This is a genomic window from Streptomyces boncukensis (assembly GCF_011045075.1).
Classification (GTDB): domain Bacteria; phylum Actinomycetota; class Actinomycetes; order Streptomycetales; family Streptomycetaceae; genus Streptomyces; species Streptomyces boncukensis.
In genome coordinates, this window is record NZ_JAAKZZ010000232.1 from 1 (window position 1) to 11,262 (window position 11,262).

At 75.4% G+C, this 11,262-nt stretch carries 7 protein-coding genes; 5 read left to right on the forward strand and 2 right to left on the reverse strand.

Annotation, left to right across the window (positions count from 1 at the left end; translation table 11 throughout):
- The coding region (locus G5C65_RS21005) for a PucR family transcriptional regulator (protein WP_241265947.1) at positions 1-957 on the forward strand (957 nt) is incomplete at its 5' end.
- Positions 958-972: 15 nt separating this feature from the next.
- Here the strand turns inward: G5C65_RS21005 and G5C65_RS21010 are convergent.
- Complete coding sequence (locus tag G5C65_RS21010) at positions 973-2,355, reverse strand: M14 family metallopeptidase (protein ID WP_165300439.1); 1,383 nt, start codon at positions 2,353-2,355, stop codon at positions 973-975.
- Between the two features lie 325 nt (positions 2,356-2,680).
- On the opposite strand from G5C65_RS21010, the gene G5C65_RS21015 reads away from it, so the two are divergent.
- The 4 genes from G5C65_RS21015 to G5C65_RS21030 all read left to right on the forward strand — a co-directional run bounded on the left by G5C65_RS21015 (position 2,681) and on the right by G5C65_RS21030 (position 9,511).
- Positions 2,681-4,135 (forward strand): aldehyde dehydrogenase family protein, encoded by a 1,455-nt coding sequence (locus G5C65_RS21015; protein WP_165300440.1) that lies wholly within the window; start codon positions 2,681-2,683, stop codon positions 4,133-4,135.
- 99 nt (positions 4,136-4,234) lie between these two features.
- Positions 4,235-5,002 carry a metallophosphoesterase gene (locus G5C65_RS21020; protein ID WP_165300441.1) on the forward strand — a complete coding sequence of 256 codons (768 nt, stop codon included), beginning with the start codon at positions 4,235-4,237 and terminating at the stop codon, positions 5,000-5,002.
- Between the two features lie 413 nt (positions 5,003-5,415).
- Positions 5,416-7,317, forward strand: a complete 1,902-nt coding sequence (locus G5C65_RS21025) for an acyl-CoA dehydrogenase family protein (protein ID WP_165300445.1) — start codon at positions 5,416-5,418, stop codon at positions 7,315-7,317.
- Positions 7,318-7,363: 46 nt separating this feature from the next.
- Positions 7,364-9,511 carry a tetratricopeptide repeat protein gene (locus G5C65_RS21030; protein ID WP_165300442.1) on the forward strand — a complete coding sequence of 716 codons (2,148 nt, stop codon included), beginning with the start codon at positions 7,364-7,366 and terminating at the stop codon, positions 9,509-9,511.
- On the opposite strand, the gene G5C65_RS40185 is transcribed toward G5C65_RS21030, so the two are convergent.
- Positions 9,495-11,262 (reverse strand): UDP-N-acetyl glucosamine 2-epimerase (locus G5C65_RS40185; protein WP_206442090.1); only part of this gene is annotated, 1,768 nt, incomplete at its 5' end. The genes G5C65_RS21030 and G5C65_RS40185 overlap by 17 nt on opposite strands.

Sequence of the window (11,262 nt, forward strand, 5' to 3'; positions counted from 1 at the left end):
GCCCCGGCGGGGGCGGGGCAGCAGACGCCGAAGAGCCGCAAGGGGCACAAGCGCCGGGACGAGCGGCCCGACGCCCGGCCCGAGGCCCCCGGCGACACCGCGCGGGCCGTGCCGGCCGCCGCCGGCGGCGGCGCCCAGGACGTCCAGGCGGCCCCGCCGGCGCTGAGCGACGGCCCGCTCGCCCCGGCGGCACCGCTCGGCGGTGCGCCCGGCGGACCGGGCGACGCGGCGGCAGCCGGCGTCGTGATCGGTGCCGGTGCGGGCGGCGGCCCGCAGCCCGAGGCGTCGGACGCCTGCCTGCCCTGGCCGCTGGAGGAGCTTGCCGACGCCGTGGAGACGGCCGCCGCCCGCAGCGGCGAGGCCGTGCTCGTGGTGCCGGACGGCACACGGCTGCGGGTGCTCGCCACGGACGGCGGGGCCGCGGTGGCGGCCTGCGCCCAGTTCGCCGCCGAGTGCCCCGCGGAGTCGTTCGAGGGCGCAGGCCCCGGGCGCCCCCCGCGCCCGGGTCCGGGGTCCGCGCCGCCCTCCGGTGCGGACCCGGCGCTCGCCGTGGGGGTCTCGGCGCCCGCCGGGCTCGCGGCCGTTTCCATCGCCTTCAAGCAGGCCGACCAGGCGCTGTCGGTGGCCCGGCGGCGCGGCGTCCCCGTCGTCGAGCACGAGGACGTGGCCGCCGGGTCCGTGCTGCCGCTGCTCGCCGACGACGCGGTGCGCGCCTTCGCCGACGGGCTGCTGCGCGCCCTGCGCGAGCACGACGCGCACGGCCGGGGCGACCTGGTCGCCTCGCTGCGCGCCTGGCTCTCCCGGCACGGCCAGTGGGACGCGGCGGCCGCCGAGCTGGGCGTCCACCGGCACACGCTCCGTTACCGGATGCGGCGGGTCGAGGAGATCCTCGGCCGGTCGCTGGACGACCCGGACGTGCGGATGGAGCTGTGGCTGGCGCTCAAGGCCACCAGCTGAGCTCCGGACGGGGCGTCAGCTCCCCTGGCAGTACTCGTCCTCCTTGCCGATGGAGCGGTACATGCAGTCGGCGTTCTCCAGCAGGAGCAGCACCGCCTCCTTGTTGCGGGCGGTCTCCCGGCCGATCACCTCGTCCGGCGGGTAGAAGCCGCCGCCCGCCGCCGAGGAGGGGTACATCTCGAAGGTGTACGAGAAGATCTTGTGCTCGCCCCACATCCAGTCGTTGACGCTCCCGTCGGTGATGTACAGGTCGCTGGACTGCTGCGGGGTGTAGCCGTTGGTCCGTGCCATGGCCCTGCCGACGGTGGCGAAGGCGTCGTGGTCGTCCTGGGTGAGCCCTTCGGCCGTGTCGCTGTAGGTGTAGCCGTACGGCCACAGGACCAGCTCGCTGTAGGTGTGCCAGTCGATGTGCGCGGTGAGCTGCTGCTTCCCGCCGACCACGCGGCTGTTGGTGAAGTCGCGCACCACCTGGACCTCGGGCGCGGACTCGGGCGAGGGGCCGCGGTACGTCAGGCTGCTGGGGCTGCCGCTGGAGCCGCCGCAGCAGCCCCACTTGTAGGCCCAGTTGCGGTTCAGGTCGGTGCCGACGGCGGACGTGCCCCGGTTCGGCTGGCGGTTCTTGCGCCAGCTGCGGTAGCTGCCGGTGGCGATGTCGTACTCGGCGCCGTCCGGGTTGACGTCGGGGATGACCCACAGTTCGCGCCCGTCGATCATCTCGGTGATGCGGTCCTCGGAGCCGTACCGGGAGCCGAGCTCGCCGAGCGTGTAGAGCGCCATCTCGACCGTCAGGTGCTCGCGGGCGTGCTGGTGGTGGGTGAAGAGGACCTCGGGCTCGTCCTCGTCCTGGGCCACGTTGTCGCTGATCTTCACGGCGACGATCCCGCGGCCCTCGTGGGACTTGCCGATGACCTCCTTCTTCATGATGGAGGGGTACGTGGCGACGTAGGTGTCGATCGCCTCGGTCATCTCCGTGTAGTTGTGGTAGTCCGAGTCGTAGGGCGGGAAGTCCTTCGTGCGCGGCGCGCCGTCGCGCGGTGCCCGCCGGGGCGGCGCGGCCAGCTCGGTGACCCGGTGGCCGAGCGCCTTGACGGCGCGGAGCCCGTCCGGGCCGGCGGTGATGGCCACGGTGTCGCCGTCCACGTCGTCGATCGCGACGCCGGTGGCGGCGATCGCGCTCCGTTCCTGCTTGCTGCCGACTCCGTGGACCAGGTAGCCGTGTTCGCCGCCCTTCTGCTGTGCGGTGCTCCGCGTGTCGCGGTCCGTGCCCTCGGGCGCGGCGGTGGCCTGCGCGGTGAGCGGCAGGGCCAGCGCCAGGGCGCAGCACGCCGCGGTGGCCGCGAGGATGCCGGGCCTGCGGCGGTGCCGTCCGGGGCGTGCGGAATGGAGGTGTCTACGCATCGCGTCTCCTGGGGTGTCCAGTGCGACGGGTGGGGGTGGTGCACGCGCGCGGTTCCCCCGTGTTCGCCGGTCTCCGCGGGCTCGCGGAGACCCGGCGGGACGCGTGCAGGTGCGCTGCCATCGTCGAGTGGTGTCATGACCGGGTCAAGGGTGCAATCGGTCAACCCCGACCGGACCCCGGGAGGGTGCGGCCGGGGAGGCAACGGGCCAATCCGTAGCGCCCGGGTGCGGATCTGCTACGCGCCGGACAAGAAAGGTGCGGGCCGCGACGCCCTACGGTGGAGCGCGTACCAGCGTTTCCAGCCAACCGGAAGGGCGATCCGCAGTGACGACAGCGACTCCCCCTCACGCGTTCTGGCTCGCCGGCCGCGAGGCCGTCGGCGACAGCACGCTCGATGTCACCTCGCCCTGGGACGGCCGCCTCGTCGGCACCGTCAGCATCCCCACGGGCGACCAGGTCGAGGAGGCCGTGGCGGCGGCAGCGGCCGCCGCCGACGCGTTCCCGGCCACCCCGGCGCATGTGCGCGCGGCCGCGCTCGACCACGTTGTGGGCCGCCTCGTGGAGCGCACCGAGGAGATCGCCCAGCTGATCTCGGCCGAGAACGGCAAGCCCATGAAGTGGGCGCGCGGCGAGGTCGGCCGGTGCGTCTCCGTCTTCCGGTGGGCGGCCGAGGAAGCCCGCCGGTGGGGCGGCGGCGAGGCGCAGCGGCTGGACTCCGACGCGGGCGGCACCGGGCGCCTCGCGTACACCCGCCGCTTCCCGTACGGGCCGGTGCTCGGCATCGCGCCGTTCAACTTCCCGCTCAACCTGTGCGCCCACAAGGTGGCCCCGGCCATCGCCGTCGGCACGCCGATCATCCTCAAGCCCGCCCCCGCCACCCCGCTGTCCGGGCTGCTGCTCGGCGAGCTGCTGGCGGAGACGGACCTCCCGGCCGGCTCCTGGTCGGTGCTGCCCGTCCCCAACGAGCAGATGCCCTCACTGGTGCAGGACGAGCGGCTGCCGATCATCTCCTTCACCGGCTCGGCGCCGGTCGGCTGGTCCATCCTCGACTCGGTGCCCCGCAAGCGCGTCACCCTGGAGCTGGGCGGCAACGGCGCGGCCGTGGTGCTCGCCGACTACTCCTCGGACGCCGACCTGGACTGGGCCGCGCAGCGGATCGCCACCTTCGCCAACTACCAGGCAGGCCAGTCCTGCATCTCCGTGCAGCGCGTCATCGCGGACACCTCCGTCCACCACCGGCTGGTGCCCCGCGTCGTCGCCGCAATCGAGGCGCTGCGGACCGGCGACCCGTCGGACCCCGCCACCGACGTCGGCCCGCTGGTCAGCGAGGAGGCGGCCCGGCGCGTGGAGTCCTGGGTGGAGGAGGCCGTCGGGCGCGGTGCGAAGGTGCTCACGGGCGGCCGGCGCGACGGGGCGACCTACGCGCCCACCGCGCTGGAGGGCGTGCCCGCCGACACCCGGATCGGCTGCGAGGAGGTCTTCGGGCCGGTCCTGACGTTCACCGAGGTGGACGGCGAGGAAGCGGCCTTCGCCGCCGTCAACGACTCCAAGTACGGCCTGCAGGCGGGCCTGTTCACGCACGACGTGCAGACCGCGTTCCGCGCCCACCGGGCCCTGGAGGTCGGCGGGGTGGTCGTCGGCGACGTCCCGTCCTACCGCGCGGACCAGATGCCGTACGGCGGCGTCAAGGAGTCCGGAGTGGGCCGCGAGGGCGTGCGGTTCGCCATGGAGGACTACACCTACGAGCGCGTGATGGTGCTCACCGGCCTCGACCTGTGAGACCTGTGAGACCTGTGAGACCTGCATGACCCGTGACCGTCCGGGCGCTCCCGTCGCGGGGGCGCCCGGGTCCGGGCGGGGTGTGGCTACCGTTGCGGCATGTTCGCCTTCGCACATCTGAGTGACATACACCTCGGCCAGGACCGCGCCGACGGGGGAGCCCGCGCGCGGGAGCGCGCCCGGCGCGTCCTGCACTACCTCGACCGACTGCCCGGCGAGCTGGACGCCGTCCTGCTCACCGGCGACATCGCCGACCACGGCGCCCGCGAGGAGTACGCCGAGGCCGTCGAGCTGTTCGCCGCGCACGGCGGGGCGCCGCTGATCTGCCCCGGCAACCACGACGCGCGCGGCCCGTACCGCGCTGCGCTGCTCGGCGGCGACCCCGCCGACACCTCCCCGGTCAACCAGGCGCACCGGCTGCCCGGCGCCACCTTCGCGCTGTGCGACTCCAGCATTCCGGGCCGGGGCGACGGCCACCTGGACGACGGAACGCTGCAGTGGCTCGACCGGACCCTGGCGGACACCCCGCGCGACAGGCCCGCGTTCGTCTGCTTCCACCATCCGCCCGTGCCGCTGCACGGACAGTACGTCGACCCCATCCGGCAGTTCGGCGAGGAACGCCTCGCGGAGGTCGTCGGACGGCACCCCCAGGTGGCCGCCCTGCTGTGCGGCCACAGCCACACCCCGGCCGTCACCACGTTCGCCGGGCTGCCGCTCGTCGCCGCGCCCGGTGTGGTCTCCACGCTCCGGATGCCGTGGGAGGGCGAGGCGGACGGCCCTCTCGACTACGAGCTGCCGCCCCTGCTGGCGTTTCATGTGTACGACGACGAGGGGCGGCTGACGACCCACTTCCGCGTCGTGCCGTAGCCGTGTCCGGGACCGGTGGCACGCCGCGTCCCCGGTGCCCCGGGCCCGGCTCCCCCGAAACCGGGTCCGGGCCTCCCCGTGTCCCCGGAGGCGCGGCGCTCGTGCCACGCTCGAACGTACGCAGGGGCGCGCCTCCGGTCATCACCGCACGGGTGGATCGCGGGCCGCTCCCTGGGTGGTACTCCGCCCCCCGAGTGGTACCGGGGTGGTAGCCGGAGCCCGGCGCGGGGCATGGCCGGCATCCCGCTGGCCCCCGCCCGAGCCGCCTGCGGACGCCGGGCGGCGGTCACGGGGAGTGACGGCTGCGCCGGAATCGTGCGCGGTGTCTGGTACGCACCGGGTGAATCGGGTACATACGACCGAGTAGCACTCCTCGGTAGCAGATCCCTCCACACCGTCGCGAGGTGAGTGAGATGACCGTCTCCGAGCGCGAAGCACGCCAGGTGGCCGAGGCCGCGCGGGAGAAGGACTGGCGCAAACCCAGCTTCGCCAAGGAACTCTTCCTGGGCCGCTTCCGCCTCGACCTCATCCACCCGCACCCCGAACCGGCCGCCGACGACGTCGCGCGGGGCGAGGAGTTCCTCGGCCGGCTCCGGGAGTTCGTGGAGACGAAGGTCGACGGCGCCCTGATCGAGCGCGAGGCCCGCATCCCCGACGAGGTGGTGAACGGCCTCAAGGAGCTGGGCGCGCTCGGCATGAAGGTGGGCACCGAGTACGGCGGCCTCGGCCTCACCCAGCTGTACTACAACAAGGCGCTCGCCCTGGTGTCCTCCGCCAGTCCCGCCGTCGGCGCCCTGCTCTCCGCGCATCAGTCGATCGGCGTACCCCAGCCGGTCAAGCTGTTCGGCACCCAGGAGCAGAAGGACGCCTTCCTGCCGCGCTGCGCGCGTACCGACATCTCCGCGTTCCTGCTGACCGAGCCGGACGTGGGCTCCGACCCGGCCCGGCTCTCCACCACGGCGGAGCCCGACGGCGACACGTACGTGCTGGACGGGGTGAAGCTGTGGACCACCAACGGCGTCGTCGCCGACCTGCTCGTCGTGATGGCCCGCGTCCCCCGGTCGGAGGGCCACAAGGGCGGCATCACCGCCTTCGTCGTCGAGGGCGGCTCCGAGGGCATCACCGTGGAGCAGCGCAACGCCTTCATGGGGCTGCGCGGGCTGGAGAACGGAGTCACCCGCTTCCACCGGGTGCGGGTGCCGGCCGCGAACCGGATCGGCCCCGAGGGAGCGGGCCTGAAGGTCGCCCTCACCACCCTGAACACCGGCCGGCTGTCGCTCCCCGCCACCTGCGTCGGCGCGGGCAAGTGGTGTCTGAAGATCGCCCGCCAGTGGTCCGAGGCCCGGGTCCAGTGGGGCAGGCCCGTCGCCCGGCACGAGGCGGTCGGCGGCAAGCTCTCCTTCATCGCCGCCACCACCTTCGCGCTGGAGGCGGTTCTCGACCTCTCCTCCCAGATGGCCGACGAGGACCGCAACGACATCCGGATCGAGGCGGCGCTCGCCAAGCTCTACGGCAGCGAGATGGCCTGCCTGATGGCCGACGAACTGGTGCAGATCCGCGGCGGCCGGGGCTATGAGACCGCCGAGTCGCTCGCCGCGCGCGGCGAGCGCGGCGTCCCCGCCGAACAGATCCTGCGGGACCTGCGGATCAACCGCATCTTCGAGGGCTCCACGGAGATCATGCACCTGCTCATCGCCCGGGAGGCCGTGGACGCGCATCTGTCCGTGGCCGGAGACCTCATCGACCCGGACGCCTCCGTCGCGGACAAGCGGAAGGCCGCGCTCTCCGCGGGCTCCTTCTACGCGCGCTGGCTGCCCAAACTCGTCGCGGGGCCCGGCCAGCTGCCCCGTACGTACGCCGAGTTCGGCTCCCTCGCCCCGCATCTGCGCTACGCCGAGCGCGCCGCGCGCAAGCTGGCCCGCTCCACCTTCTACGCGATGTCGCGCTGGCAGGGGCGGATGGAGACCAAGCAGGGCTTCCTGGGCCGGATCGTGGACATCGGCGCCGAGCTGTTCGCGATGAGCGCGGCGTGCGTACGGGCCGAGAAGCTGCGCCGCGAGGGGGCGCACGGGACGGCCGCGTGCCAGCTCGCCGACGCCTTCTGCCAGCAGTCCCGGCTGCGGATCGAGGAGCTGTTCGGGCGGCTGTGGAGCAACACCGACGACCTCGACCGCAAGGTCGTGCGGGGGGTGCTCGACGGCGCCTACACCTGGCTGGAGGAGGGCATCACCGACCCGTCCACCGAAGGCCCCTGGATCGCGGAGGCGCCCCACGGCCCGTCCGCGAAGGAGAACGTCCACCGCCCGATCCGCTGACGCCGCGGAGAGCGGAGATCCGGCAGAAGGGCCCTAGAGTTGCCCCGTGACCGACGAGACGCGGAACACCGTGGACGGGCAGGTCAGTGCGGAGGTGCTGGCCCAGGTCGGCCATCTGCACGGCAATCTGAACGTCCATCTGCCTCAGCAGCACGACGGCACACCGGAGTGGACGCCCTCAGTGCGGCTTCCCGCCGAAGAGGCGCACTACGTGGACCGGGACGAGGAGCTGTCCCGCGTCCGCGGCGCCCTCGGCGCGACCGGCCGCCCCACCGAACGGCCGCTGGTCGTCGCGGTGAGCGGCGTCGGCGGTGTCGGCAAGAGCGCGTTCGGCGTACGCCTCGCGTACCACTTGCACGGCGAGTACGCCGAGGGCGCGCTCTACCTCGACCTGGACGACCTGAGGGACGACGACGGGGCCTTCCCGCGCATGGACGTCCTCGACATCCTGCTCGACTGGACGGGCGTGCGGCCCGAGTGGCGCGGCAGGACCCTCGCCGCGCGCGAAGGGCAGCTCGTACAGCGCACCTCCGGGCGGCGCCTGGTGCTCGTGCTCGACAACGTGCGCCGCGCCGACGAGGTCAAGGGGCTGCTGCCGCCGTCCCGGCACAGCGTCGCCGTCGTCATCAGCCGCACCCGGCTGACCGGACTGAGAGGGGCGCTGGAGCTCCATCTGGAGGCCATGGCGGCCGAGTACGGGGCCGACCTGCTGCGCCGGATCGCGGAGGAGGACGAGTTGGCCCTGGCCCCGCACGACCGCGACGAACTCGCCCGCCTGTGCGCCGGCTTTCCCGCGGCGCTGCACGCCGTCGGCGGCGCGCTGTGCCGCAATCCGGCGCGCGGCGGCGACCAGCTCGCCAGGGAGCTGCGCGCACACCTCGCAGACAGGGGGGACCCGTTGGTCGACGGACCCTGGGACGCCGCCTACCGGGAGCTCGGCCCCGACGCCGCCCGCCTCTACCGGCTGCTGCCCGTACACCCGGGCCGGGAGTTCACGGCCCGCTCGTGCGCGGCCCTCCTCGGCGAGCCGGACGAGCCCACCGCGTCGGACGCGCTGGGCGAGCTGCTCGACGCCCGGCTGGTGCGGCGCTGGACGGCGGACCGGTTCCGGATGCACGACCTGCCGCGCGCCCACGCCCGGCGCCGCGCCCGGCGGGACGGCACCGAGGAGGCGGCAGCGGCGGCCCGGCGCCGGGTCGTGCGCTGGTACCGGCGGCAGGCCGAGCGCGCGGACCGCGCGGTCTCCGGCGACCGGCTGCGCCTGGCCGAGCCCCTACCCGAGCTCCCGTACGCGCCCGACGTGCCGCTGTCCGGCAAGGGCGAGGCGGCGCGCTGGCTGGAGCGGGAGCGGACGGCGCTGTACGGCTGTGTGCGCACGGCGGCCGACGAGGGCACCGAGGAGGGCGACGCGGACACCTGGGCGCTCTGCGAGCCGCTGTGGACGCACTTCGTCGACCACCGCTACTACGGGGAGGCCGGGGACGCCTTCCGCGCCGGACGGGATGCGGCCGGGCGCGCCGGGCACCCCGCCGCGCTGGCCCGGCTGCGCTGCCAGCTGGCGCGCGTGCTGTGGGAGACCGGGGAGTGGGCGGCGGCCCGGCAGGAGGTCGCCGCTGCGGTGCGCGCCGCCGCGGCGCTGGCGGCGGGGCACTCGCCCTGCCCGGACACCTGCCCCGAGAAGTGCCCGGTCCGCGTCCTGGAGGCGTCCACCCGGGAGTTCCGCGGCCTGCTGCGCTCGGCCGAGGGCGACTGGGCGGGCGCGGCCGAGGAGTTCACGGCGTCCCGGCACCTCCACGAGGGCATCCCCAACCCGTACGGCGTCCTGCTCCAGACGTATCTGCTGGGGCGCGCGCTGACCGAACAGGGGCGCGCCCGGGAAGCGGTGGACGAGCTCACCCGGGCGCACGAGGAGGCGCGCGCGGCCGACCGCGCGCGGATGACCGGGCGCACAGCGCACGAGCTCGCCCGCGCGCTGCGGCTCTCCGGCGCCCGGGACGCCGCCCGCGTCGCCGAGCTGTACGCACGCGCCCTCGCCTCGGCCCGGGAGCGCGACGCGGACCGCGAGGAGGCGCAGGCGCTCACCGCGCTCGCCGCGCTGGCGGAGGAGGACGGCGACTCCGCGACGGCCGAGGCACACCGGGCGCGCGTCCGGGACATCGAGCGCCGCGCGGGCGGGCTCACCGGGGAAGGCTGACGGCCACCACCTCGGCGGTGCGCCCGCCGGCGCGGCAGCGCACCCCCGCCGCCCGCCCCGGCCGCTCTCCGGGCCCGTCCGCTTCCGGGTGTTCGGCCAGCCACGCGTGCACCCCGCACAGCACGGCCACCGGGTCCGGCGCTGAGCCCCGCGCGGGCGGCAGGAAGCGGAGCCACCGCAGCGGCCCGCCGCGGGTGCGCACCGCGCACCCGCCGTCCGGGGTGAGCACCGCCGCCGTACGGCACACCGGGTACGCGGCGAGCGCCTCCGCGCACCAGCCGGGAGCCTCCCCGGCCGCGGCGTACCGGTAGAGCAGCCGCGCGCCCTGCACGTACCGGGAGCCCGCCCAGTCCGCCTCGGCGGCCAGCCAGCCGCCCTCTCCGGCGCCGGCGGCCGGGTGCCGCGTCACCTCGGCGGTGTTCCCGCGCACCCGGGATTCCACGGCGAACGCCGCCACCCGTGCGCCGGTGTCCGGGCGCGGCGGCGGCAGCGGGGCCGGCTGCGCGGGCGCTTCCGGCGGGGGCAGTTCCAGCAGCCCGTACAGACTCTCGCGCAGCCGTTCGAGTGCGTGGCCCGGCTCGGCGAACGCGCCCCCGGCGTGCGCGCGGACCACGCCGGGCTCGTGCGCCGTCAGCGCCCGCTCCAGCTGCGGGGCGTACGGGCGCGCGTCGTCCAGATACGGCGCGCCGCGCAGGAGGCGCGCGATCGGGGTCCCCGGCAGCAGCTCCCCGCCGCCGTCGTACGCGCTCACCACCGGGCGGTCCAGCGCGGCCGCGTACAGCGCGGTCGAGCCGTGGTCCGTGATCACGCAGTCCGCCGCGACCAGCACGGCGCCCCACTCCTCGTACCCGCCCGCCAGCACCACATGGGCCCGCTCCAGCCGCGCCAGCCGCTGCCGGAGCGCGAACTCGCCGTGCCGGGCCCGCTCGTTCGGGTGCAGCACGAGCGCCACCTGGAAGGCGTCGTACGGCAGCGTCGCGGCCAGCCGCGCGGGCAGCTCCGGGCGGCGCTCCAGCAGCGACTCGGGGCCCCAGGTGGACAGCACGGCGACCAGCCGCCGCCCACCGGTGCCCAGGGCCGCGCGGTAGCGCGCGCGGCGCGGCACCGACTCCAGGATCCGGTCGAGCGTCGGGTCCCCGACCACGGCGGCGGGCCGGGCCGCGGCCGGCGCCTCGGCGGCCAGCCGGGCGCGCTCGTCCGGGTGCGGAAGCGCGTGCAGCCGGGCGACCGGCGTGCCGTCCGGGCGCAGCAGCTGATCCGGGCTCAGGCCGTTCGCGGAGTCCGCGCCGCGGGCGTACGGGACGCGCTTGCCGAAGCCGGCGCCGTGCGGGAGGAGGACGAGCGGGCCGCTGAGCTCGCCGACGCCGTTCGCGCTGGCGGCGAGGATCAGGTCGTAGGAGGTGGCGCGGGCCTCGTCCCACGGGACGCAGCGGGCTCCCCGGCCGTCGAGCGCGGCGAGCGCGTCCGCGTCGAAGTCGGAGCCGGGCACCAGGGTGAACACCGGCACCACCGCGCTGTCGTCGGCGAGCGCGGGCGCCGCGTCCAGGAGGCGGTGCAGCGCGGTGGCGTTCCGCACGGCGAACAGCACCGTCCGGTTCCCGGTTCCCGGTTCCCGGTTCCCGGCTCCCGGCTCCCGGCTCCCGGCTCCCGGCTCCCGGCTCCCGGCTCCCGGCTCCCGGCTCCCGGCTCCCGGCTCCCGGCTCCCGGCTCCCGGCTCCCGGCTCCCGGCTCCCGGCTCCCGGCTCCCGGCT